This window comes from Sphingobium sp. B11D3A (assembly GCF_025961695.1).
Taxonomy (GTDB): domain Bacteria; phylum Pseudomonadota; class Alphaproteobacteria; order Sphingomonadales; family Sphingomonadaceae; genus Sphingobium.
In genome coordinates, this window is record NZ_JAOQOE010000001.1 from 999,012 (window position 1) to 1,023,490 (window position 24,479).

The window sequence follows — 24,479 nt, forward strand, 5'->3', positions numbered from 1 at the left end:
TCGGGTCAGAGGACCGCAAAAGATGTGGCTGTGATCGACTGCGGCTTGTTGAGCAGGATCGCGAAATCGATCAGCTCGTTTGCTTCGTCACGGTAACTGAGCGTTCCGCTGCCGGGATCGTAAATGACGAGCAGGTCGGGATCCGCAGACTGGGTCGAATAACCGAAGTGACCGCTCAGATCGCTGAGGTTGCTGAGCCGGTCGAAAATACTCTTGTCGAGCGCGATGACGTCACCTGCGCTGACAGAAAAGTCGCTTATGCTGTCGACATTGCTCGCTCCCAGCGCGGTATTGAATATGAACTGATCGGCCGCGCCGCCCCCGGTCAGCAGGTTGGAAACATGGTTGCCGATGATCGTGTCGCGGCCTCCCCCGCCGACCGCATTTTCGATCACGGCCCCCGCAGCGATCGTATATCCTCCGGTTATCGCAAGATTCCGCGATACATAGAGCGTGGGGTCGATGCCGGCCGTGAGCGGATAGGCATTGAGGTTGATGACGCAGTTGAGCGAACTGCCCGCATTGCTGATCGTGTCCACGCCCCCGGCATCCCAGATGCATGCCCAGCCCGTACCCGACTTGCTGGCGGTGGGCAGCGTGTAGACGTCGTTACCGGTGCGGTATGAGAGATTGGCGCCATAGATCGCCTGTATCGCAGCAACATCGAAGACCATCGGTGTCTTCGACAAGCCCCAAGCATAACTGGTTGGGGGCGCCTTCACATCCCAGCCGAAATTGTAGGACATGATAGTCCAGATGCCCTGATTCAGGTCCAGTGTCCCGAGCGCATAGGCATCATTGGCCGCTACACCCGGAAATTGGGTCTGCGTGACGCCGTTGATGGTATCCGTGAAGGGGTGGCCTAGGCCGAGGGCATGGCCAAGCTCATGCACCAGCGTGTCGAACGCGAGGCCCCCTTCGCTCAGATTCTGCCAATAGGATATCTCATAGTTGAAGCGGCCGACCTGCGTGGCATTATATCCGCCGAAGGGAATGGTGAAGTCGGCCAGAATTCCAGGCTCGGTCCAGGTCGAAGCGGGCGATTTTTCGAGAGCGATATTCGCGCCGCCCACCGCTTCGCCATAGTCATCCGTCTCCTGAAAGTCCAAATTCGCGATATTCTCGTAAAGAGCCAGTGCCGATCGCACGGCGCTCTTCTCACTTTCCGACCAGGCAGACGCGCCCGAGCCGGCGGAGAAAGAGTAAGTGATGATGCCACCGGACCAGCCGGCCTCGCCGATAATCAGAGCGTCGACATACTCACTGCCATAGCCGGAGGCCGCCACATCGTTGGTCGTGTAGGCTTGTGCATTGATCTGCAGCGGGACGGTGGTGCTTGAAAGATTACCCGCGTCATCGCTGACGGTGGCCGTAAATGCCTCCGCCCCGATGCCGAATGACACGATGTCCGCGTGCGTGAGATTCAGGGACCAGGCCCCCGCGGCATCCACCGTCACCACCCGCTGTTCAGAGGCCCCGAAGGTGACGACGACCTTGCTGCCGGCTGTGCCTGTTCCGTGCAGACTGGTCGCGCCCTGCTGAAGAACAGAAGCGCCAGCCACCGGGCTCGTCACGAGGTTGATGATCGCCCCCGTCGACGGGTTGATCGAACTCGCGATCGGATCAAAAAAGCCCGATATCACGGGCGCCACCGGCGGCGTGGAATCGATGGTCAGGACAGTCTCATTGTGCCGGGCTTCGGACAGGTTCCCTGCCGCATCGCGCTGCCGGACCTGAACCTGCTCGGCCGCATAGGTTCCCGCAGCAAGGCTGAAGGTCTCCCCCTTGCCCTTGAGCCAGGTCTGTCCGCCGTCGATACTGTATGTCCAGGATGCTCCCGCCTCCAGAAGCGTGACGAGAATATGGCCGTCATTGGTCAGGCCGTCCGTCTGAGATGTCCCGTTATCGTTGGCCAGCGATAGCCGGGGCGCAATGGGTGCGACCAGATCGACGAACACGCTCGGATCAAAGCCGGCGAGATCCGCTAGAGCGACGTTGGCATCCGCCTTCACCCCCTGGCCGGCCACCTGCGAGCGCACAGCCCCATCGGCGAACACCAGCAGATCGTTGAGCGTGCCGCCGCTTGATGCCACGACGACCGTCTCGACGTGCCCGCCTGCGGTGCGGGTGAGCGTCAGACGCGCGCCGGTGAGGGTCTTGGTGTAGTCGGCCCATTGTCCCCGGAAGTAAACCACATCCACGCCGCCGCCGAGCGAGGCAGCGTCGATCGTGGTCCCCTCGGCGACGTACACCCTATCGACACCTGCACTGCCGAGGATCTGGAACGCGACGCCCGGCTTCGAAGCGGCGACCGTCTCGCCAGCAGGGTTGAAGCATCCGATCTTCACTATGGCGTCCAGAACGGCACCGGGCGCGGCCGCGCCTTGAGGGGCTAGTGAGGTTTCGCCCGTCGGCACTGGAACGGCCGTTCCTTCTGCAACATGCGTGTAGAGGGCGTTCACGCTCACGCTGCCATCTGAAAACACCAGCACATCGGGTGCGGTCGTCGCGTTGGCGCCTGCCACATGGACGGTCTCCACTTTACCGTCCACCGTGCGCGTCAGGATCAGCGTCGCGTTATTGCGACTCAGCGTGTAATCGGAGAGCTGACCTTCGACATAAATGCGGTCCGCTCCGCCTCCCGTATTCAGAACATAGCTCGCCCCGGGGCGGACAAAAACGGCATCGATCAATGAGGAGCCGAGAAACTGGATGTCCTGACCATCCAACGCCAATCCACCATATGTCACAATGAAATCGATAAACGCGAGGCCATCACCTCCGTTCTTCATCATGATGTATTTAGAGGTCGTCATTGAAATCCAGGTCGGTTAAGATCGTTATATTAAATTAACAATCGTTAAATAAAATATTTGATTTATACTTCGACTTCAGCTCTCTCGGACGCACCGAATTCCGCAAAATTGTAGAGACAGTCATTTACATACATTGACTTTACATGTCAGGAAATAGACCATTATTTCCGTCGCGCTTGTCAATATGCGCAATCCACCGCCACGCTAAGGGTGGGTTGCGGCGCTTTCGGAAAGCGGCAGGAAGCCGATTAGCGGGGGTGTCATCGTCAGATCGGCGAACCAAGCTGCCGCGATGGGCTCCAGCACCGGCGACCCAGCTTGTTCTAAAGGTCGCGCTCCGCCAGCCAGCGGGCGATGAAATCGGCGATCAGATGATTGTTGGTCTCGGTCGGGAAGCCATGGGTGTTGCCGACGAACCCATGCGCATCGAGCGGGACGAGATCGACGGATACGCCCGCCTTCTCTAGAAACTGCGCGGTGCAGTGATCGTAACCGGCATGATAGGATGCGCCGCCGACCAGCACGATCACCCGCACCTGCGCCAGATTGACCAGCCGGGGCATTTTGCCCGCCACCGTCCAGCAGCCCACCTTATGGCCATCCTCCGGCGGCAATTGCGTGAGCGGCCCGAAGTCGCGCAGTTCCGTGACCAGCGGATCGAAGCGGAGGCCGGCATAGGTAATACCGAAAGGCCGCGCGACCGGATCGCCCGGCGTGCCCATTGGCGCGGCATTGTAGAAAGGCGGGCCGTTCGGCTCAGCGGCGACAATGGCCTTGACGAGTGCCGGCCGCGCATCGGCGATCTGCCAGCCTGTCGTCCCCGCCCGCGAATGGGTGACCAGAATGGCGGGGCCGATCCGGTCGAGCAGCGCTGCGCCCGCCTCCCGGTCCAGCCGGTCGACATGAACGCTGACTGCCAGCGCATCGCCGGGCGCGCCGAAGGGCACCTCGATGGTGGATTGGCGCGCGCTCCGCATATAGGCGGCGGCGGGATCGTCCGGCGCATTCGTGCCGGGCAGATGCGCCGGCTTGCTGGTCGGCGGAGGCGGTGCCGCCTGCCCTTCCCGCGCGGGAAGTCCGGCGGGAGGCATCAGCTTGCGCCCGTCGACCGCCTCATAATGCGGTGAGCGGCCGAGCGTCGGGCGATCGACCACATAGACGGCATAGCCCTTGCGGAGGAACAGCGTCGCCCAGCCCTCGCGGCCGTCGGGCGTACTCCAGAAGCTCGCCCCGCTGGACGCCCCACCATGAAAGAACACCAAGGGATAGGGATGCGTCTGCTGCGCCGGGATCTGATATTCGACGTACATGGCGCCGGCGATCACCGGCCCGTCCGGCGTCTGCGCCTCATGCCCGCCGACGAAGAAATTGCCTTGCCGCGCAATGACGAGCGGCTGCGTTGCAGCGGCGCTCTGCTGTGCGGGCGCAACAGAAAGCGGCAGAGCCGCCAGCAGACAGGCGAGCAGTGGCAGGCGGATAGACGTCATACCCGCTTAGCGCCGAAGATAGACAGTGAGGTAGGTAATGCCGATGGCCGCGGCTATGCCCATAAGCGCGGCGAGGCCGTGCCGCGCGGGCACCATGCGCGAGCCCTGCGCGGCGGATGAACCGCCGGGCGGCCCTGCGCTCCACGCCAGCATCGGGCGGTAGCGGTGGAGATAGCCGAGCGACATGACCGCGTTCAGCCCGATAATGACCGCCGCCACACCCATGCCGAACGGGCGGCCATGCGATGCCGTGACGAACGCAATCATCAACGTGATCGGCCAGGCGGCGACAACCGCCAGCGCCGCGAACAGATCGAGCAGCAGGGCCAAGCCAATGGTGACTTCCAGCGCCTTGACCAGCGCCATCACCCCGGACTCTGCCAGTGCGGGCACGAGACCCGGCCCCGGCTGGATCGACCGGTCCAGATAGAATTCCAGCCAGTAGTTCAGCCCGTGGAACAGGAACCAGCCGCCATAGAGAAACTGGCAGGCATAGACGACGCTGCCGAAGGTCGTGCGCCCACCGGTGGGCGAAGCGACTGTGCTGGGTGCCATGGCGGATCGCCTCCGGTACAACTGACGGACCGGACGAAGCCCTTGGGCTTCGTCCGGGCGCCCCCCTCAGCCGTTAGAACTTCTTCGAGAGCTGGAACGAGATGTACCGGCCCATCGAGCTGGAATAGCTGGAGTCGAACCGGATCGGCGTGGCGCCGCCCGCATTCACCACCAGCGGCGGATCGGCATCGAACACGTTGAGCACGTTCAGCGACGCCGCCAGACCATTGGTGATCATCGATCCGGTTTCGCCGAAATTGTAGCGCAGGCTGAGGTCCACCGTCGTGATCGGATCGATATTCTGATACTGATCGGGCACGGCTGCCGGCAGGAAGTCACGCGTGATCGTGCGCGAATTCACATAGTTGAGGAACACGGTGCCGGAGAAGCCGCCGATGTCCACGCCCGCTTCAACCTTGCCGGTGAAGCGCGCCGGATAGCCGAAGTGGTTCACCTCATCCTTGAGCGCAACGCCGGGAACCGGCGAGGTCTTGTAGTGGAGGACATAATTGGCCCGCGCGCCGAAGCGGAAATCGATGCCATTGCCGTTGAGCGTATAGTCGAGCGAGACGTCGAAGCCGTCCGTCTCCACCACGCCGCTGTTATTGCGGCGCGCATCGACAATGGCGATGACGGTGGTCGGGTCGACCAGGCCCAGCACCGGCAATTGCGGATCGGCCGTGATCTGGTTCCAGTACGCGACATACTGGGCCAGCGTCTGGTTGGTCTTGCTCGGGAAGTAGACCGGGTTGAACACGATGAAATCGTCATAGGCGCCCGAGTTCAGCACCGCGCCGATCGGCGCGTTGTAGGCGGCCGTGTCGACCTTATCCTTGTAGACGATATTGTAGTAGGTCAGGCTGAAGTTGAAGCCCTTGGCCAGTTCCGGCGTCAGGTCCATGCCCAGCGACCAGGTCGTGGCCGTCTCCGGCTTCAGGTCCGGATTGCCGCCAATCGGATAGACATATTGGAACGAGCCCGCAGCGGGCGACAGGCCCACGGCCGAGCCGCTGCCGGTGCGCGGCAGGAAGCCGGCGGTGGCATATTTGTTGACGTCGACCAGCGAGGGCGCGCGGAAGGATGTGCCGTAGCTGCCGCGGAACTGGATGCCGGATGCCGGGGCGTACGTCACACCGAAGCGCGGATTGGTCGTCGAGCCGACGTCGCTATAGCGATCGTAGCGGACGGCGGCGTTGAACTCGAGCTTCTCCAGGCCCGGCCGGGCATTGTCGGGGCCGAACAGCGGCACATAGGCTTCTGCATAGACGGAACGCACGTCGCGCTCGTTAGAGGTCGGCACACCCGCGAAGGTATCGACATTCGCAGTGCGCGTGTTGGAGAGCTGACCGTTGCCGAACAGATAGTCAAAGCGGATCTCGCCACCGACCGAGACGCGCACGTCACCGCCCGGCAGGCGGAAGAGTGAGCCGCCGATATTGGCCGAGCCGCCATAGCTGCGATTGAACACTTCAAGTTCCGTCTGCGCGCGGAAGAGCGCCAGAGTCGCCTCGGAATTACAATCGAACTGCTGCCCGTCGCAGAACGGGTTGAAGAACGGCACGCTCGCCGGCTTGGTGGTGCCGGCTACGGTAGCGCCGAGCGCCCGATTGAGACCGTTGGTATTGAGCTGGTTGGTCGCCAGGCTGTAGCCCTTGTTCTCGCTGTAATATGTGGTGACGTTGGCGTTCCAGTCGTTGCTCAGCTTCATCTCCAGCCCGCCAGAGAGCGACCAGATCTGCTCATAGCCGGTGATCGTGAGCGGACCCAGATCCTCGAGGAAGCTGTAAGGCACGGTCAGCGTGCCATTGGCCGGGCAGTTGAGCGTGGCGCTATCGTCCACCTTGCCGGGCGCGCACGGGCTGAACGGGTTCGTGTTCGGCACCGAAAGCGTCGCGGTCGAGGCAATGCCACGGTTGGTGAGTTCACGCCGCGAGAACAGGCCATCGGCCACGAACGTCACGTTATCGTCGAAATCCTGGCGGAAGGTGCCGACCACCGTATGCCGCTTTCCGGAAGGAATGGCATCGGCGCCGATCCATGCATTCTCGCGATTGGGCGTCGCCGTCAGCTTGCCCAGCGTCACGTTCGTGCCATTCTGCCCGGCGGGAATACCATAGAAGCTCGACCCGAACTGAACGTTGCCGGGATTGGTGAGCACCGGGTTGGGCGCGCCGCCATAAGGCGAGAGGTCGCTGTTATACAGGTTCGGCCGGTCGGCGGCTTCCAGCGCGGTGCGGTTCTGATACTCGTAGGCGAGGAAGAAGCCGCCGCTGGACCAGCGCCGCCCGAAGGCGACCGAGCCGATATACTCCTCGACGGAGTCGGCAAAACCGGCGCGGGCCTGCACCTCGAACACATTGTCCGGCCGGCGCATGATGAAGTTGACGACACCGCCGACCGCATCCGACCCGTAAATGGCCGAGCCGCCGTCCGCGACCACTTCGATGCGCTCCAGCGCGATGGCGGGGATGTTATCGGCGTCGAAGAGCTGGCCATTGGCGCCCTGCGGGGCGACACGGTGGCCGTTCACCAGGCTGAGCGTCGAGGCCGTGCCCAGACCACGCAGGTTGATCGACTTCGCAGCGAAGGAATTGAGCGAGGTGTTCTGGATGATCGATCCACCCTGCTGCTCGTTATTGCCGCCGAAGTTGACGATCTGGGGGAGCTTGCGGAGCGCGTCGTTGGTGGTGCTGACGCCGAGCTTCTCGATCTCCTCGCGACCGACGGGGATGACCGGCGAACCGACCGGCGCGACCCCCTTGATGCGCGTGCCGGTCACGATAATCGCGGCATCCGCGGCATCCGTAGAGCTGCCCTGCTGGGGCGATGCATCCTGCTGCGCCATGGCGGGCACTGCGCCGAGCGCCGCCAACACCAGAGCCGAAGCGGAGACCGCCAGTTTCAGACCCGTCCGTTCGCGGACAGAAAAATTCCGTGCCTTCATCTCATCTCCCTCCCCTTGCTCCCGATCATGGCCGGGATGCCTGAGCGACTGGCACCTCGCCAGACCGCCGAATTCATCGGTATATTAAATGTTATTTGATTTTGTATAACTATATTGAGCCTTGTCGTCAAGGCGATCCTCGCGCGCCCAAGGCGGCGCAGCGCGCGGCTTTGCGCGCAGCATCGGGCGGTAATGCTGGAAATAGGCGAGCATCAGCAGCACGTTTACGCCCAATTCGGTCGGCCCGGTGAGCAGGCCACTAAGCCGCGCGGTGATGAAGGTGTTGAGATAGAACACCGTCATGCTCGTCGGCACTTCCAGCACGAGGGCCAGCGGAACGAAACGGTTGCTCAGCAGCATTACGCCGACAATGCCCTCCAGCACCTTGACCGCCGGGAAAATGCCGGTCGCAAAGAGCGAGGCAAGGAACGGCCCCGCAATCGGATGCATGGGCGCCCCGGAGGGTTGCATGTCCGTGAACCAGAAGCGCAGGCACGACCAGAGCAGATGCCCGCCAAAGTAGATGCGCATCACATCGGTCGCCTGGTCAATCGTCCGCCAATCGGCATGGCGGCGCGTGTTCGCCCAGGCCACAGCAACACCGGCCACCATCGGCAGGCCGAAGAAGATGAAGGAATCAAAGCTCAGCAGATTGAACGAGAAGCCCGCGATACAGATCAGTATCGCCGCGACGATCTTTGCCTGGTGCCCCATCGATGCATCCCCTCCAGCGCAGGATCAGGCAGGGGGCACTTTGTAGCCCTCACGCCTTCACCGCTGATGGTCATGCTAGGGCCATCCCCTACATCGTGTCAACATTTTGAATTTAGTTTTGACTAACGATCTTATTTGTTCGGCGGCGGTAGGTCGCCCAGCAGCGGTGCCAGCGGAACGCGCGCATATATCACCTGCCCTGCCGCGCCTGCTGGCCAGCCTGTCCAGGCGGCGTGAAGCGCGTCCCTCCCGGCGCCCAGACTGCTGATGAAGTCGCCACCCGCGGAATAATCCTTCGCCAGCGCGTCCGGCACGCGGGATGAGGCGGGCGAGACGCGCTGCACCCGCCCGAAGCGCTCGCCATCGGCAGACGCCGCGATGTAGAGGTCATAGCTGCCATCCGCGTGATAGCCGCGCCAGAGCAGCCCCAGCACGCCGTCGGGCGTATAGGCCAGCGCCGGCCGCGACGACCGCACCACGCCTTCAGGCGCAGCCGGGCCATCCAATGCCTGCCAGTGGGCGCCGCCATCCCGCGTGATGCGCACCGAGGGCGTCCCCGCCTTGTCGGACGCCAGCGCGAGCGCATATTGCCCAGCATGGGCCGGATGCGCGGCGATCGGCGGATAATGGACCAGCCGGTCGAAATACTCGACCTGTGTGACGAGGTGCCGCTGCACCGTCGCTCCGCCATCCGCGCTGGTGGCGAAGACCACGCACAAGCACTTGACGCCATCGACCGGCACGGCTTCCGCCAGATAGCTGTAGGCAAGCGTACCGTGGGCGACGACATAATGCCCGTCCCAGCGCTGCGGCCAGCCGGGCGCACCAAAGGCGCGGATCAGCCCCCAGCTTTTGCCGCGATCCTTCGAGACGGTGTAGAAGCGCTGCGAGCGCAGCGCCTCGCCCGGCGGGGCCGGATAGCCGCCGGAGAGGATGATTTCCCCGCTCACCGCGTCGATCACGCCGCGCCCCCCGTCCCATGGCACATGCGTCGCTTCGGCCGGGACCGTGGCATTGGCCTCGAACCGCGCCTCTTCCCCCGTCGCGATGCCGCTGGAGATCGGGGACCAATTATGGCCCCAGTCGGTCGAAAGGCGCATGACTACCCGCCCTGACGCATGCTCGCCCTCCGGCGCGTTCTGCGGCAGCACGCCCGCCAGCGTCGCGCCGATCAGCAGCTCGCCCTGCGGACCAATGTCCACATAAGGCGAGTTGCACACGGGCGTGTCGGCCATCGTCCAGACCAGCGGCTGGGTATCGAAGCTGCGCCCACCGTCCTTGGACAGCGAAAGGTGGCACTGCATGCCCCGCTCGCCGGCGGGTTCGCCAGGCCTTGTCATGGCCAGATCCCGCCATATGACCGCGACGCGCTGCGGGTCAGCGGGGTCGACCGCGATCTCCGGCACCGAGGCGGAAAAGGCCGCGCCGCCGGTGCTGAGTTGCTGGACCGTCGGCATCTCCGCCGCCGGTCGTGCCCCCGCAGGATGACAGCCCGCCACCAGTGCCACTGCTCCTAAGCCAGCAAGCGCCCGCACCCCGCCCTTACCCTGCGCCAGACCGACCATATCCACTCTCCCTCGACCAGCAAAAAGACCGATTTGGACGGCCCCTTTACAATCGATTGTATTCATGTGAGTCTAACAATTCCAGATGCCAATTTGCGATGCGGCACAAAAATCAGACTAAATGAGAGGTTTATATGGGAGAATCATTCGCCAAACGCCCGGCGTACAGCCTGTGGTCGCGACTAGTGGCGCTTACGGGCGCATCGGTGGTCGCGCTGGCCTTCCCCGCCGCCGCACCGGCCCAAACGGCTGACAAGGCGGACAGCAATCCAGTGAAGATCGATTCCGACGGCACAGTGCATGTGCCCGCGATGAGCGTACCGGTTTCCAGTTTCCTGACCGATGAAGCCAAGGCCTATCTGGCCGAGCATCTGCACGACATGCAGGACCGTGAATCGAAGACGCTGCCGGAAAATGGCGTCCCCTTCTTCATGAAGCCCTATATGGCCTCGGCCAAGGCGATGTTCCCGCTGGTCCGGCAGGAAACGACCATCGCAGGCGTGCCCGCCATCACTTACACGCCTACGCAAGGGGTCAAGCCGCAGAACCAGAAGCGCATTCTGCTCAACCTGCATGGCGGCGGCTTCGGCGGCTGCTACCCGGGTTGCGCCGAGTTGGAATCGATGCCGATCGCGTCGCTCGGTGGCTATAAGGTCATCACGATCGATTATCGCCAGGCGCCGCAATATCGCTTCCCGGCCGCGAGCGAGGATGTCGCCAGCGTCTATCGCGAACTGCTCAAGACCTACAAGCCGGCCGATATCGGCATCTATGGCTGCTCGGCGGGCGGCATGCTCGTTGGCATGGCGATGGCCTGGTTCGATAAGGAGAAGCTCCCCATGCCCGGCGCCATCGGCATTTTCTGTGCCGGGATGACGCTAGAAAAAGGTCCCGGCTTCGGCGGTGATGCGCATTATACCACCGCCGCCATCGGCGAGGCGAACCCGCCGGCGGAGCCGCCGCCGCCACTCGGCAAGGGTCTTCCCCCGCTGCAGTATCTCGAGAAGGTCGACATCAAGGACCCGCTGGCCGCACCGGCCAACTCGCTCGAACTGCTGGCCAAATTCCCGCCGACGCTGTTCATCACCGGCACGCGGGCCTTTGAGCTCAGTTCCGCAGTCTACTCACATGGCCAGATGGTGAAGGCCGGCGCCGATGCCGATCTGCATGTGTGGGACGGTCTGTTCCACGGCTTCTTCTACAATCCGGTCATCCCGGAATCGCAGGATGCCTACAAGGTTATCGTCAACTTCTTCGACAAGAAGCTCGGCAAGTAGCGGGTGGAATGCGGCGCAGCGGTCTCCCCTCTGCGCCGCATGTCAGTAAGGAGCCGGCGGCGGACCAGCCTCCATGCCGGCGCCCACCCAATCGAACCGGTCGTCATGATCCTTGGCGATGGGCACCGGCGCAAAGCTGCTGGCGGCGTTGATGTCCCCCCGGCCCGTATAGCGTGCCTGCACCGGGAACGGATAGGTCGGACGGCGGCGGATCGTGCCATCCGCCAGAATGGCAGCGCCTTCCACCGCACCGGGCGCCGCGCCCCGCTCTACCCAATTGACCATCGGCCCGAGCAGGTCGTGCTGATAGCCGATATAGCCGCCAGCGCAGTGATAGACTCCGGGAAACATGTAGACCCGCATGAACAGATCGGTCCTGGCAAAGCCGCCCATCGCGTTCCGGACGCGCTGATAGTAGTCCGGCAGCAGCCATGATCCCCCGGCATTGTCCGCCTCGCCCTGCCACATGATCAGCTTGCCACCGCGCGCCTTGAATGCGGCGAGATCGGGATTGCTGGCATTATAATAGCCGCCCTTGTCGATCAGGTCGGCCAGGGCCGCCGCATCGGGCTTCCATGTGCGCCAGTCGAAATCCTGATGGGTTTCGCCATTGTAGATCATGAACTTGATCTGGTTCGCCGCCAGTTGATAGCCGTCAGCCACGAAGCTGCCCGGCCCGGTCCACAGCAGTTCGGACCCGTAAGGCTCGCCGCCAAAGAACAAGGGCCGGCCCTGTGCATCCCTCGGCCCTTCGTAAAGCCGACGCATCGTCTCGGCCTGCTGCGCCGTCACGCAATCGGCCCGCTGCCCCGGCTTGCAGACGAGCGTGCGCGGATCGAACCGGCAGCGACGGGGATTGTCGATCTGGCCATCCTTGAGGCCATCAAGGCCATCGCACGCCGCCATCACTGCCCGATGAAGCAATTGGGTGGATTGCGGCGTGAGAATGGGTTGGCCATCCGCGCTCCTGGCCACCTGAGACTCATGGATGATGCGGACGACGCCCGGCGTGATCCACAGAGCGGGCGCGCCTGCGATGATGCCGTCGAAATCATCAGGATAGCGCTGCGCTTCCATCATGGCTTCGCGCCCGCCATTGGAGCAGCCCATGAAGTAGGAGTAAGCCGGCTTGCGTCCATAGAAGCGGGCGATGATCTCCTTGGCGACACGCGCCGTCACATGCGCCGCGCGATAAGCAAAATCGGCCCGCAATTGCGGGGCATGAGCCGCCCAGAGCGTATCGCGCGCGTCCGGCCCGACATGGCCGCTATTGTTGAAGCTCACGGCAAATGCGCCGCTGAAGGCCGTCTGATTATCGCAGGACGGCGACACCGTCTGGTAGATCACGCCACAGGCCCCGCCACAGCCACCCTGCAGGTAGCGACCGGTGTAGGTTTCCGTCGGTAGATGCAGCTCAAACTGGATCTGCGGCGCGATCATGCCCGTGATCCGGCAGAATGCCACGCCATTGTCACGCGTCTCCAGCGTTGCGCTGCTGATCCGCGCCGGCGCGTCCTTAATGGCCAGCAGATCCTCGGTGGGCAAGGCGTCGCAGGCCATGACCGGCATCACGACCGGCCGCTCGGGCAGCGGTGTGAAATGGACCGGCGGCATCGGGGATTTCGCGGGCTGAGACTGAAGCGACGCGCTGCTGACACAAGCGAGCATGACGCCCACCGCGAGTCGTGCCAGCCTCTTGATCCAACTTGTCCGCATAAGCCTTCCCCCTCTCCGCTACCTTCGCGTTCAACGCGGTTTTATGGTCTGATCCGCTTCGTCGGCCTCGCCGTGATAATGTCGGTCGATGAGGTCGAGCAACACGGGTTCGCGCTCGCCGATCGGCGCCGCGCCTTCCGCACCGAAGCGCAGCGCGACATGGGCCGGCACGCCATGAGCCGGCCATTGCGGCAGACCGGCTCCGTTGGGATTGCCGGTGCGCGCGAAGTTCAGCCAGTATCCGCTCAGCAGCCGATGGATCATCTGCTCCTCGGCATCGAGCGTCCGCCCTGCGGGCCGATAATTGCCGAAGATATAGGCCAGCTCCGCGCCATGATGGGCCGTGCGCGGGCGGCCGGCCGGTTGGGGAGGCGCATAATCAAAGACATAGCGATAGACTGGCGCCCGGCCGGTCTTCGTCTGCAGGCCAGACCACATCGCGGCGGTGAAATTCCCCCACTCGACATTGGTCAGACGCCAGCGGGCATCGGTGGGATCGGCTTCCCCATCTGCACCGATGGCGGTAGCGATGGCCGGTGCCAGCGGACCATATTCGGCCTGCAGGCCCGCATTCAGCGCCTCCCGGCTGATCTCGGGCGGGCGCCCGAATTCCTGCGTGGTGCCACCAATAATCATCGGCACATCATTCTGCGCCCCGGCCAGATAAATCTCGCGCACGCTGCGGGGCAGCAGCCAGCCATCGACATTGGGCTCATATTTCTGGTCGTCGGGGATCAGCAGCTTGTCCGTGGGCAGCTTGCGCAAGGCGGCGAGGCTGGTCACGCCGCGCTCAGCCATGAACGCCTTGCCCAGGGCCTCGGCCTTCCGGAGCGGCAGGGCCGCCCGCACCCCGAAGGACGAGCCGGATTCGCCGATGGCCTTGGCGAACAGCCCCTTGGCGAGCGGCGAGGCGGTGAGGATGTTCACTGTCTCCGAGCCGGAGGACTGGCCAAACACCGTCACATTCTGCCGATCGCCCCCGAAGGCGGCGATATTCTCCTGCACCCAGCGCAGCGCGGCAACGGCATCGAGAACCCCGTAATTGCCCGAGGCCCCATGGGGCGATTCAGCGCTCAGCTCCGGCGTGGCGAGGAAGCCGAGCGCGCCCACCCGATAGCCGAAGCTCACCAGCACCACGCCCTGCTGCGCGAGCGCGCGCCCATCGAAGATCGGCAGCGCGGTCGATCCACCGCGAAAGCCGCCGCCATAGATCCACACCATCACCGGGCGCTTGGCCTGCGCGCCCATCTGCGGCGTCCAGACATTGAGATAAAGGCAATCCTCGGACGTATCCTTGCGCGCCGGCAGCCCACCGGGGCAGGCTGGCGCAAAGGTCGTCGCCTGCCGGGGTCGGGTCCAGCCCGCCGGCTCTGCAGGCGGCCGCCAACGCAGCTCGCCGGTCGGCGCGGCTGCATAGGGCACGCCCTTGAACACCAGCACGTCATCATCGCGCGTACCGACAACGGGACCATAGGCCGTCTCGGCGCGCGGTGCCTCCGCCGAGGCCCCCTGCGCCTGAGCTGAAGCGGGCGCTGCCACGAGCGTGGCGGCCATCATCAGGGCTGCCATCAAGCGGCGTCTCCCGGCGATCTTCCTCATGCGATCAACCATTGGCCCGACCCCCGCTCGCGCAATCATGGGTCGCGAAGAAGTCGAGCGTCTGCGGCAGATAGCGCACCCAGGCGTCGCCATGCGTGCCCTCGGGAATCAATTCCATGCGCGCATCGACGCCGGCAGCTTTCAGGCGCTCCGTCAGTGTCTGCGTGTCGGATGCCTTCGCGCGATCATCCTTGCCGCCATGCACCAGCAGCACGCTAGAGATGGGCTTCAGCTGCTCGACCGGATAGTCCGGCCAGGGCGGCCCGCCGCTCGCCGAGATGGCGCACCAACGCTGCGGATCGGTCTGCGCGAAATGCAGCACGCCGGTCATGCCCATGGAATTGCCCATCAGATACACACGGCGCGGATCGATATTATAGTCCGCCATCGCCTTGGCCAGCACGTTGCGCACGTCCGCCTCGGCCAGCGCGGATTGCTGCTCCGGCGTCATCGTCGCTTTCTTCCCCATGTCGGGCAGCGCCGAGGGGAGCGGAAGATTGGCGCCATAATCGGCCATGCCATTATAGCCATTGGGCGAGACCACCACGAAGCCATGCTTTTCCGCCTCCCGCTGAAGCGCGCCCCCGGCATCGTCAAAGGGGCCGTCAGCCGTGCTGCCATAGCCATGCAGGATGAGCACCATCGGCCAGTGCCGGTCTGCGCGCCAGTTTGATGGCAGAAAGACCCGGTACGCGATCTCCTCACCCTTGGCCTGCGGCATGGCATAAGTGAGCTTGAGATCGCCGGTCTGTACCATGCTCGCATTCGCTGCGGCCGAATTGTTCTGCGCATCCGGCGCAGCCCCGTTGCACCCGGCCAGCAGCAGGCCCAGAGCACCGAGCGCGAAAAGCGCCTTGCCCCCGGAAAACCGCGCAGCTAGCTTGGCGTCAGGCCTTTGAAATGGGGGCATCATGGCTCTCCTCAATCCTCATCTTGCAATCCATTGCGAATCATCTTTATTCATGATCGTATAACAAAGCGAGATCGGCACCAGCGTTCTTCTGGATAAATTGACCGACCGCTGACCGGACAGGAGACGCCCTATGCCCAATCGCTCGATTTCGCTCTGGGCTTTCACGGCGGCGCTGGCCGGCCTGCTGTTCGGTTTCGACACCGCAGTGATTTCCGGCGCAGAAATGGCCATTCAGCGGACCTGGTCGATGGGCAGCGCGATGCACGGGCTCGCCATATCCTCTGCCCTGTGGGGCACGGTGGTCGGCGCCTTGTTCGGCGCGATCCCCAGCGATCGTTATGGCCGCAAACCGACACTGATCTGGATCGGCATCCTCTATCTGGTCTCAGCCATCGGATCGGCGCTGGCGTGGGACCCGTGGTCGTTCATGGCCTTCCGCATCATCGGCGGCCTCGCCATCGGCGCGTCGTCGATCGCCGCGCCCGCCTATATCTCGGAGATTGCCCCGCCAGCCTGGCGCGGCCGGCTCGGTATCCTGTTCCAGACCATGATCGTGCTGGGCATTCTCATCGCCTATGTTTCCAACGCGCTGATCAGCGGCGCACACCCGGCGGACTGGCGGATCATGCTCGCCATCCCGGCCATTCCCGCTGCGCTCTTCCTCCTCGCCACCGTTGTGCTGCCGGAGAGCCCGCGCTGGCTGCTGCTGCACAAGGGCAATGAAGCCGAGGCGCGGCGCGTGCTGGCCATGGCCGGCGGCGATATCGAGGCGATCCGCGCCACGGCCGACCCCGCTGGCGAAAGCCGGATGACGCTGCGCCGCTTCTTCGACGGACATCTGCGCCGGCCGATCATGCTCGCCTTCCTCGTCGCCTTCTTCAACCAGCTCTCCGGCATCAACGCGATCATCTATTACGCCCCGCGCATCTTCGGCCTGACCGGGGCGGAGGCGAGCGCCACCCTGTACGCGACAGTAGGCGTCGGCGTGGTCAATCTGGTCTTCACGCTGGTCGGCATGGCGCTGATCGACAGTGCCGGGCGCCGGAAGCTGATGCTGATCGGCTCGGTCGGCTACATCGTCTCGCTGGCCATGGTCGCTTATGGCTTTGCCAGCGCGCATTATACGCTGGTGCCGGTCTTCATCTTCCTCTTCATCGCCGCCCATGCCATCGGCCAGGGCGCGATCATCTGGGTCTACATCTCGGAGATCTTCCCGAACAATGCCCGTGCGACGGGTCAGGCGCTCGGCACCGGCACGCATTGGGTGCTCGCCGCCGCCCTCACCCTGATCATGCCCGCCGTGCTCGCCAGCGTCGCGCCGGTTTGGATCTTTGGCTTCTTCGCATTCATGATGGTGCTGCAGCTGCTCTTCACGCTGTTCATGATGGTCGAGACGCGCGGCCGCTCGCTGGAGGAGCTATCGGCGGATCTGGCGAGCGAGCCTGCCCGTCCCTGACCGCCGGGCTACTTCCCGATCAGGCCGACGAACAGATAGAAATTATAGGCCTGCAGCGCGATGGCGAACCAGCCGAACGCATAGAAGGCGATCCGTAGCCAGCGGCGGCTTTTGCGGGGCGATGGGGTCTGCATGGTCATAGCCCGGCCTCCTTCGGTGTCGCCTTCCAGGCAAGCATGGGGCGATAATAGTCAAGGTAACACCAGATCAGCCACAGGTGGATCAGCAGCACGCACAGGCCGCCGATGACCATGTCCCCAATGGCAGCCAGGACCGCCGCATTGGTGACGGTGCCCTGTATCCAGCCCCAGATGTCATCGAGGATCAAAGCATCGAGCATGAAGGTGCCGAAAATCACCGGGAAGGCGACCACCAGCATCAGCGGGATGCCGCGGTTGAAGACCAGCGACAGGCCCAGCAGGATTTCGACCACCTTGGCCATCTGGAACATCCAGCCGGTGCGGATCATCTCGGTGATGACCACATGCTTCATCGGCGCATCCAGCGGCATGTAGATGCTGGGCAGCGGCATGAAGCCGAAGAACCAGTTGAGCCCGCTCAGCAAGCTGAAGATGCCGAGCAGCATCCGGGCAGAGACCACCATGGGCTTGAACATACCGTCTTCTCCGCGCTGCGATCGCCGCCCGAATTGCGTCGATTCGAGTTGACAGCGCCCTTGTAACGCGCATGAATTGCTAGGCAATCATGTATTAGGATTTCTCATGACGCCGCAGACTCTGGGCCGGATGACGATCAGTCGCGTCATGGAAATGGAGGCGGCCATGCCGCTGGCGATGATCTTCCCGCAGGTGACGGCGGACGATCTCGCCAACCTTTCCCGATGGTATCGCGATGACAGCCTGACCGGCGACCCGGCGACCTCCCTCGTCACGCTCAGCATGCACAGCTTCGTCGTCCAGCTCGATGGCCAGAACATCCTGATCGACAGCTGCAACGGCAATTGCAAGACGCGCAGCGTGCCCGACATCCACATGCTCGACACGCCCTATCTCGAGAATCTGGCGAAGCTCGGCCTGCGCCCGCAGGATATTCACATGGTGCTCTGCACCCATCTCCACATGGACCATGTCGGCTGGAACACGCGGCTGGAGAATGGCCGTTGGGTGCCGACCTTCCCCAATGCGCGCTACATCTTCGGCAAGCGCGATTATGATCATTGGTCCACCCAGCAGGATATTCCACCCCATCGCGAGGCCTACGACGATTCGGTCCTGCCGGTGGTGGAAGCCGGGCTGGCCGACATCGTCGATACCGACGATCCGCGCGCGGCGTTCAAGGAGATTGGCGATGGCGTATGGCTGGAGCCCGCCTATGGCCACTCGCCGGGCAGTTGCCTCGTCCACGCGCAGGGCGGCGGCGCTGCGGCGACATTCTGGGGCGATGTGATCCACCACCCCGTCCAGCTCCTGCGGCCCGACCTGCAGCTGATGTTCGATGACGATGGCGACGCCGCCGCGCAGGTGCGCCAGTCGCTGCTCGCACGGTTGGCGGATACCGATACATTATGCTGCCCCGCGCATTTCAGGGGCAATTCCGTCGGTCATGTTCGCAGTGATGGCGACGCCTATCGCTACGATTTCGTCGGCTGATCGGCCTGTCGCCGGCTAGGCCGTAGGCGGCTTCATCGCGGCAATCCGGAACCGCCGGACCGAGACCAGCTCCAGCACGCCTGCTGCGACATAGGGATCAGCCTGCGCCGCCGCCTGCGCCGCGTCGAGATCGGCAGCCTCGATGATGACGACGCTACCGATGGGGCGTTCATCCTCGTCCAGCAGGGGGCCGGTCAGCGGCATGGCTGACCCGAACCCCTTGCGATAGGCGATATGCTCAGGCCGCTTGGCCTCGCGAAGCTCGGCGGCGCCAAGCTCGCGATACTCGACCAGAAAATGCGCCATCAGGCTGCTGCGCCCACCGGCTGGAGATCATCGCCGAGCGGCTGGATGTCCTGCCACTTCTGCGTCGGCTCGAAGTTAAACGTCTCGGCCGTAATCTGGCCCCAGTCGAACTGCCCCTGATCAGCCTCGGGCATCTCTCCGGTCTCCGCCAGCCGCCGCGCCGCCTTCAGCATCATGCGCCGGAACGCCACGACAGCCATGTCCGAGCGCCCGAGATGCTCTTTCGAGCGGTCGGCGATCTTGCCCATCGTCTCGCTCACGGCATGATCCTGCAGCGCCACGCCGATGATGCCGGACATGTTCTGCGTCCGCATCATCTCACGGTCCTGATTGTACCAGACCGACATGCCGTTGGTCTTGAAGAACTGTTCGTCATACGGCGTGTTCGCTTCGCCCATGCGGTGCTCGCGGTCAATGGTCTGGCCGGGATCGTAGAAGAACTGGATGTGCCAGGTCGTGTAGTCGTCACGCGGCACGAAGGCATTGACCAGCCGGCGATTGCGGCGGAATTCCGGCGCCTTGGGGCCATCGGGCGGAATGAAGGTGTAGAAGGGCAGCGGCACCTGCGTCATGCGGCCCTGCTTCTGCTCGCCATCGTTGCGGACGGCGCAATAGCGCATGCCGTAGCGGGTATATTCGATCTCGAGCTTGGGCCGCAGATCCTTCTCGTGCGGCCATTTCGCCGGCTGATCCCAGGCGCTGTCGCGGTGCAGGATGCCCGCATGCGAGCTGTCGACCGCGCCTTCCAGCGCTTGCGCGTAGTTGCACTCGTAGATGACCTTGAAGGCCTCGCAGCTGCCCGGCGGCATATCGAACCAGGGGAAGTGCGGGAAGACCGGCTCCTTCTCCTTCGGCCCCATATAGGTCCACACCATGCCGCCCGCGACGCGCGTGGGATAGGCCTTGACCCGCATTGCCTTGGCCAGCTTGGAATTTTCCGGCTCGGCCGGCGTGTCCACGCACTGACCGGTCACATCGAACTTCCAGCCATGGAACAGGCAGCGCAGGCCGCACTCACCGTTCACGCCCAGCGCCAGCGAGCTGCCGCGATGCGGGCAATGCTCATCCAGCAGGCCGATCCGCCCCTCGCTATCCATGAAGGCGACCAGCTCTTCGCCGAGCAGCTTGATGCGCACCGGCTTGCCGTCTGCCTGCAACTCCTGAGTCAGCAGGGCCGGCATCCAGAAGCGGCGCATCAACTCGCCCATCGGCGTGCCGGGACCGATCCTGCAAAGCAGCTCGTTATCTTCGTGAGAGAGCATTTGACGCACCTGACATTGTTAGACAATAAGATATAAATATCGTGGCTCGCCCGAAAAGTCACTACCCAAAAGTTGCCGGCATGCGCGCCGGCCCGATAAGGCGGAGCAGCCGCCGCACTGAGCTGGAGATACTGCGTGGACCTGGACGATATTCTGCCGGTGGAGAACTTCTCGGACCTGACGATCCAGACGCTGGCCGACCGGCTACAGCGCAGCAGTGGCGCCGAACAATGCATCTATCGCGAGAGCGAGCTGGACGAACTCTGGCGGCTGATCGACATCGCCCTCAAGGCCGGCGGCGACACGCATTATGATTCCGAGCAGCTTCATCATCTGCGCGATCTGGTCCACCGCGCCCATGATCTGGTCGGCATGGAAGATCGCCCGCGCGAGGCGGCGGAAGTGCTGCGCGAGGCGTTGCTGCGGTAGGACGCCGCACCGCCAGGCCGGGAACGGCCAGCTGGCCTTGCGGGTTCTTTGGCCATGAACAGCGCTAAACTCATTCTGCTGATTCCCGCCTTCTCGCTCGCTGCCTGCGGCGGTGCGCCGACGGGCGAAAATCAGACCATCGATCCGTCCAACGCGGCCAGTCCGGCAGCGATCAACGCGGAAGGTCCAACCGAGCCTCCGGCCGCCGACGAAGCAGGTGCGGCCAGCAACCGCGCCGCCGCGCCCGACTTCACCCCGCCGATGCTGACACCGGAAGCGGAACGCACCGTGAAAGGCGCGCGCAACGTGCTGATCTCCTTCGCGCGCGCGATCGAGCAGCGCGCGTTCGATCAGGCCTGGGCGTTGCTCGCGCCGGCGGACAAGGAAAAGTGGAGTAAGAGCGCGTTCGCGGCGCTCTTTGCCGACCTCTCCGATATCATGGTCGCAATGCCGGACGGCACGATGGAGGGCGCGGCGGGCTCCAGCTACTACACGGCCCCCGTCGCGATCACCGGCAAGGATCGCGATGGGCGACCGGTGCGCATGGAAGGCGAAGCCGTGCTGCGGCGGGTCAATGATGTGGAGGGCGCGACGCCAGCGCAATTGCGCTGGCATTTCCAGAGCCTGACGCTCGACTGGACGCACTGAGGCTAGGCGGGCGGCGCCTGCCGCCCTCGCCCGGGATTACTTCCAGTAAACGAACCCCATCGCATTGCCCGTCCCGGCCTCGCTGCGATAGCAGGGCACATAATCGAGCACATGGCCCTCCAGCCCAAGCTGCGCCATCGCGCCGGCTACCGGCACCCAGTTCTTCATCTCGGACGTGCCGTCGCGGAACGTCTCTTCCCCCATGTTGAAGACCGGATCGAAATTCTTGCTTTCCAGTGCGTTGAGAAACGTCTTGTCCACCGTTTCGTCAATGACGAAATGGGTCAGACCGCCACTGGCGATGAGCGCGACGCGCTTGTCGCTGTCCCAACCGCGGATCGCTTCCAGCAGGGACTGGCCGAACTTGTAGCAGCGCCGCACGCTCGGCTGGTTGGGTGGGAAGAAGGTGTTCACCGTCACCATCACGCTCGGGCAGGGCCGGTCGCGCATGATGCGGCGATAGACAAACCCCCAGGCGTGGGGCGCCTCCGGGCGGGGCATGGCAGACATCGCGGCGACGTCGAACTCATCCGCCATTGCCTGCTCGATGATCTTGAGCGCCAAATCCGGGCAGCCCGGATAATCCGCGCCGCCAGCGGGAATATAACCCTTGAGCGATGGGGCGATGCCCGGCGGCAGTTCGCTCAGCCGCTCCGGCGTAAACTCGTAATTGGTGATCGTGTCGCCATAATGCACCGCGAAGGCAGGGTTGAGCGTCTTGCGAAAGATCTCGTCCTGATCGTTGCCGACGATCACGGCCACGTCCACCCGCGCCTCCTCGAACAGGTCGGCTAACGCCTCGATATTCTGCTGGCAGCGCGCCTGCCGCTCGTCCCACACGCGTTTTACGGTCTGCTCGCCGAGCCGCTCCCCGGCCCTTGCTTCCACCAGCTCATCGAAGGTCCAGGTGCCGCCCTTCCACGCATGCTTGTTGGCCTTGTCGGCGGGCACGCGCAGGCCCCAGCTCTCGGTTTCGGTGACCAGCATCGGGCCATGGCTCGTGCCGATACCAAGGACGATTTCTGCCATGCTCTGCTCTCCTGCCGATGTTCTTTTGCGGTCGTTGCACGGACGGGCACCGTGGGGTGTTGATGTCCGCTCCATTATCGGATACCTATTTGTATAACAATCCTGCATCGCGGGTCAATCGCGGGCAGAAGGGGCTGCGGCGCTCAATGAGCCGACGGACGCCCCGAAGATGAACGCAATGGAGGAAGGATGACGAACATGGCGAGCCAAGCAAGCGCGGACGTTGCGACGTTGGATATTGCGGGCCGTTACCCGGTCGTCGAATCCAGTGCGGATGCGATTGCGCGCATTCGGGCGCTGCTCCCGCAGATCGCGGCGGCGGATGCCGAGTCGGAGAGCGCCCGACGCCTCTCCCCGCATGTGGTCGATGCCATCCGCCAGACGGGCCTGTTCGGCATCGTCATGCCGCGCAACCTTGGCGGATCGGAGCTGGGCTTTGCCGATCTCGTGCGTGTCACGGCAGAGATCGGCACTATGTCTGGCTCGGCGGCCTGGATTTTCGGCGTACTGGCCGGGCATAGCTGGCTCATCAACCTCTTCCCCGAGCAGGCGCAGCGCGAGGTGATGGACGATCCCACCACACTCATCGGCACCGTCTTCCGCCTCGGTGGCGAGGTCGTGGAGGAAAATGGCGGCTACCGGCTGACAGGCGGCGCCGGGCGCTTCTGCTCCGGCATCGATTATGCGAGCTGGGTGATCATCGGCAATGCCGTGAAGAAGGCGGATGGCCGCATGGAGCCGCGCTTCTTCGTCCTGCCCAAGTCCGAGATCGAAATCGTCGACGACTGGTTCACCATGGGTATGCGCGCGACGGGCAGCCGCTCGATCAAGATCGACAGCGCCTTCATCCCCGCCCATCGCAGTTGCAGCCTGGCCGACATGCTGGCCGGTTCCACCCCAGGTGCGCGCGTGCATGAGGGTGCGGTCTACCGCATGCCCTTCTCCAACATCGCGCCCTTCTCCATCGTGGGCGCGCCGCTCGGCATGGCGCGGGGCATGGTGCAGCGCTTTGCGGCAGATATCGGCAAGCGCCTGGACGGTGCCGATCCGCTGGAAGTCGCCGAGCAATCCGCCACCTTCGCCCGCATCGCGGAGATTGGCGCCGAGGTCGACGCTGCCCTGGCGCTGATCCTGGAGGATGCCCGCATGGTGGATGAGGCCCGCGACCCCGCGGAAATCACGCCGCTTCTGGGCGCGCAAATCTCGCGCAACTGGGCGTGGGGCGTGCAGCGCGCGCGCCATGCCGCGAACCGGATCTTCGAGGCATCGGGCGGCAGCGCCATCTATGATGGCAGCGCCATGCAACGGCTGTTCCGCGACATGAACTCCGGCGCGCAGCACTTCGCCTTCACTTGGGACCGGGCCATGACCGGCTATGGCCGCGCCGCCGCCGGACTCAAGGCGGGGGCCTTCGCCATTCCCAAGGGGAAGTGAGACACGAGGGGCGGACGGAAGTCAGGGGAGGACGCGCATGAGGAGCGTGATCGAAAAATACGGTGTCGTCTTCTGCCGCTATTATCTCGGCGGCTTCAACCTCGTTTCCGGCCTCAACTATTTCATTCTCTTCTGGCCCCAGCCCAAGATGGGCGCGGCGGCCGGCAATGAATTCGTGCTCGCCGCCACCGATCTCAATCTGTTCACCTATGCCAAGATCATCGAGCTGACCGCCGGCGCCTGCCTGCTGCTCAATCGCTTCGTGCCGCTTGCGCTGACGCTTCTGATGCCGGTGACGCTGATGATCTTCCTGACCAATGTGCCGTGGGTGCCCCTGCCCCACATCCAACTCTCGGTGACGCGCAATCTGGTCATGCACCTCATCTTGCTCGCGGCTTACGCCAACTACTTTCTGCCGCTGCTCAAGGCGAAGACTGCGCCGCAGCCGATTTGGAAGCGGCCGTCCCGGCTGATGCGGGCACTTTAAGCAAGGATCGACAGGCCAATGGCGAACTTCAGCTTCAAACTCGACGGCCAAGTCGACATGATGAGTCTCAATCCGCTCGAAATGACGAATTTTGAGATGGTCGGCGCGCTCTTCGGCATTATGGGCATATTGATCACCCTGTTCCTCAGCCGAAAGGCCGCCGCACGGCAACGCCCCCATGAGTTCATTCCGCAAGAAACAGACGAAGACGCCGTCGGCTAGCCGGCCACTG

General features: G+C 63.8%; 22 protein-coding genes. 8 read left to right on the plus strand and 14 right to left on the minus strand.

The window, feature by feature from the left end:
• Nucleotides 1-5: 5 nt before the first annotated feature.
• The 6 genes from M2332_RS04805 to M2332_RS04830 all read right to left on the minus strand — a co-directional run bounded on the left by M2332_RS04805 (nt 6) and on the right by M2332_RS04830 (nt 10,081).
• Nucleotides 6-2,795, minus strand: a complete 2,790-nt coding sequence (locus tag M2332_RS04805; protein WP_264573173.1) for a M10 family metallopeptidase C-terminal domain-containing protein — start codon at nt 2,793-2,795, stop codon at nt 6-8.
• A 344-nt stretch (nt 2,796-3,139) separates the two neighbouring features.
• On the minus strand, nt 3,140-4,303 hold the full coding sequence (locus tag M2332_RS04810; RefSeq protein WP_264573174.1) for an alpha/beta fold hydrolase: 1,164 nt from the start codon (nt 4,301-4,303) through the stop codon (nt 3,140-3,142).
• Nucleotides 4,304-4,309: 6 nt separating this feature from the next.
• Complete coding sequence (locus tag M2332_RS04815; protein WP_264573175.1) at nt 4,310-4,858, minus strand: hypothetical protein; 549 nt, start codon at nt 4,856-4,858, stop codon at nt 4,310-4,312.
• Nucleotides 4,859-4,931: 73 nt separating this feature from the next.
• Entirely contained in the window at nt 4,932-7,802 is a 2,871-nt protein-coding gene (locus tag M2332_RS04820) for a TonB-dependent receptor plug domain-containing protein (protein WP_264573176.1), read from the minus strand.
• An 84-nt stretch (nt 7,803-7,886) separates the two neighbouring features.
• On the minus strand, nt 7,887-8,516 hold the full coding sequence (locus tag M2332_RS04825; protein ID WP_264573177.1) for a hypothetical protein: 630 nt from the start codon (nt 8,514-8,516) through the stop codon (nt 7,887-7,889).
• Nucleotides 8,517-8,647: 131 nt separating this feature from the next.
• Complete coding sequence (locus M2332_RS04830; protein WP_264573178.1) at nt 8,648-10,081, minus strand: sialidase family protein; 1,434 nt, start codon at nt 10,079-10,081, stop codon at nt 8,648-8,650.
• Nucleotides 10,082-10,215: 134 nt separating this feature from the next.
• Between M2332_RS04830 and M2332_RS04835 the strand changes: the two genes are divergently transcribed.
• Nucleotides 10,216-11,358 carry an alpha/beta hydrolase gene (locus tag M2332_RS04835; RefSeq protein WP_264573179.1) on the plus strand — a complete coding sequence of 381 codons (1,143 nt, stop codon included), beginning with the start codon at nt 10,216-10,218 and terminating at the stop codon, nt 11,356-11,358.
• A gap of 42 nt (nt 11,359-11,400) precedes the next feature.
• Here the strand turns inward: M2332_RS04835 and M2332_RS04840 are convergent, their stop codons facing one another.
• From M2332_RS04840 to M2332_RS04850, 3 genes are all read right to left on the minus strand, one after another.
• The gene (locus tag M2332_RS04840; protein ID WP_264573180.1) at nt 11,401-12,972 is read right to left on the minus strand and encodes a tannase/feruloyl esterase family alpha/beta hydrolase; all 1,572 of its coding nucleotides are present in this window, start codon (nt 12,970-12,972) and stop codon (nt 11,401-11,403) included.
• A 132-nt stretch (nt 12,973-13,104) separates the two neighbouring features.
• Complete coding sequence (locus M2332_RS04845) at nt 13,105-14,673, minus strand: carboxylesterase/lipase family protein (RefSeq protein ID WP_264573181.1); 1,569 nt, start codon at nt 14,671-14,673, stop codon at nt 13,105-13,107.
• 4 nt (nt 14,674-14,677) lie between these two features.
• Nucleotides 14,678-15,586, minus strand: a complete 909-nt coding sequence (locus M2332_RS04850) for a dienelactone hydrolase family protein (protein ID WP_264573182.1) — start codon at nt 15,584-15,586, stop codon at nt 14,678-14,680.
• A 130-nt stretch (nt 15,587-15,716) separates the two neighbouring features.
• Between M2332_RS04850 and M2332_RS04855 the strand changes: the two genes are divergently transcribed.
• Entirely contained in the window at nt 15,717-17,042 is a 1,326-nt protein-coding gene (locus tag M2332_RS04855) for a sugar porter family MFS transporter (protein WP_264573183.1), read from the plus strand.
• Nucleotides 17,043-17,050: 8 nt separating this feature from the next.
• On the opposite strand, the gene M2332_RS04860 is transcribed toward M2332_RS04855, so the two are convergent.
• On the minus strand, nt 17,051-17,182 hold the full coding sequence (locus M2332_RS04860) for a hypothetical protein (RefSeq protein ID WP_264573184.1): 132 nt from the start codon (nt 17,180-17,182) through the stop codon (nt 17,051-17,053).
• On the minus strand, nt 17,179-17,658 hold the full coding sequence (locus M2332_RS04865) for a hypothetical protein (RefSeq protein ID WP_264573185.1): 480 nt from the start codon (nt 17,656-17,658) through the stop codon (nt 17,179-17,181). The genes M2332_RS04860 and M2332_RS04865 overlap by 4 nt, the downstream gene beginning before the upstream one ends.
• 106 nt (nt 17,659-17,764) lie before the next feature.
• On the opposite strand from M2332_RS04865, the gene M2332_RS04870 reads away from it, so the two are divergent.
• Nucleotides 17,765-18,652 (plus strand): MBL fold metallo-hydrolase, encoded by an 888-nt coding sequence (locus M2332_RS04870; RefSeq protein WP_264573186.1) that lies wholly within the window; start codon nt 17,765-17,767, stop codon nt 18,650-18,652.
• Between the two features lie 15 nt (nt 18,653-18,667).
• Here the strand turns inward: M2332_RS04870 and M2332_RS04875 are convergent, their stop codons facing one another.
• Entirely contained in the window at nt 18,668-18,958 is a 291-nt protein-coding gene (locus M2332_RS04875) for a YciI family protein (protein WP_264573187.1), read from the minus strand.
• On the minus strand, nt 18,958-20,220 hold the full coding sequence (locus M2332_RS04880) for an aromatic ring-hydroxylating dioxygenase subunit alpha (RefSeq protein ID WP_264573188.1): 1,263 nt from the start codon (nt 20,218-20,220) through the stop codon (nt 18,958-18,960). The genes M2332_RS04875 and M2332_RS04880 overlap by 1 nt, the downstream gene beginning before the upstream one ends.
• Nucleotides 20,221-20,355: 135 nt before the next feature.
• Here M2332_RS04880 and M2332_RS04885 point away from each other — a divergent pair, with 135 nt between their 5' ends.
• The gene (locus M2332_RS04885) at nt 20,356-20,649 is read left to right on the plus strand and encodes a hypothetical protein (RefSeq protein WP_181560119.1); all 294 of its coding nucleotides are present in this window, start codon (nt 20,356-20,358) and stop codon (nt 20,647-20,649) included.
• A 54-nt stretch (nt 20,650-20,703) separates the two neighbouring features.
• The gene (locus M2332_RS04890) at nt 20,704-21,297 is read left to right on the plus strand and encodes a hypothetical protein (protein ID WP_264573189.1); all 594 of its coding nucleotides are present in this window, start codon (nt 20,704-20,706) and stop codon (nt 21,295-21,297) included.
• Between the two features lie 36 nt (nt 21,298-21,333).
• Here the strand turns inward: M2332_RS04890 and M2332_RS04895 are convergent, their stop codons facing one another.
• Nucleotides 21,334-22,326 (minus strand): protocatechuate 3,4-dioxygenase, encoded by a 993-nt coding sequence (locus M2332_RS04895; protein WP_264573190.1) that lies wholly within the window; start codon nt 22,324-22,326, stop codon nt 21,334-21,336.
• A 198-nt stretch (nt 22,327-22,524) separates the two neighbouring features.
• On the opposite strand from M2332_RS04895, the gene M2332_RS04900 reads away from it, so the two are divergent.
• The 3 genes from M2332_RS04900 to M2332_RS04910 are packed head-to-tail and all read left to right on the plus strand — an operon-like array spanning nt 22,525 to nt 24,469.
• Nucleotides 22,525-23,760, plus strand: a complete 1,236-nt coding sequence (locus M2332_RS04900; RefSeq protein WP_264573191.1) for an acyl-CoA dehydrogenase family protein — start codon at nt 22,525-22,527, stop codon at nt 23,758-23,760.
• 37 nt (nt 23,761-23,797) lie between these two features.
• Nucleotides 23,798-24,247, plus strand: a complete 450-nt coding sequence (locus tag M2332_RS04905) for a hypothetical protein (protein ID WP_264573192.1) — start codon at nt 23,798-23,800, stop codon at nt 24,245-24,247.
• Between the two features lie 18 nt (nt 24,248-24,265).
• Entirely contained in the window at nt 24,266-24,469 is a 204-nt protein-coding gene (locus tag M2332_RS04910) for a hypothetical protein (protein WP_264573193.1), read from the plus strand.
• Nucleotides 24,470-24,479: the final 10 nt, after the last annotated feature.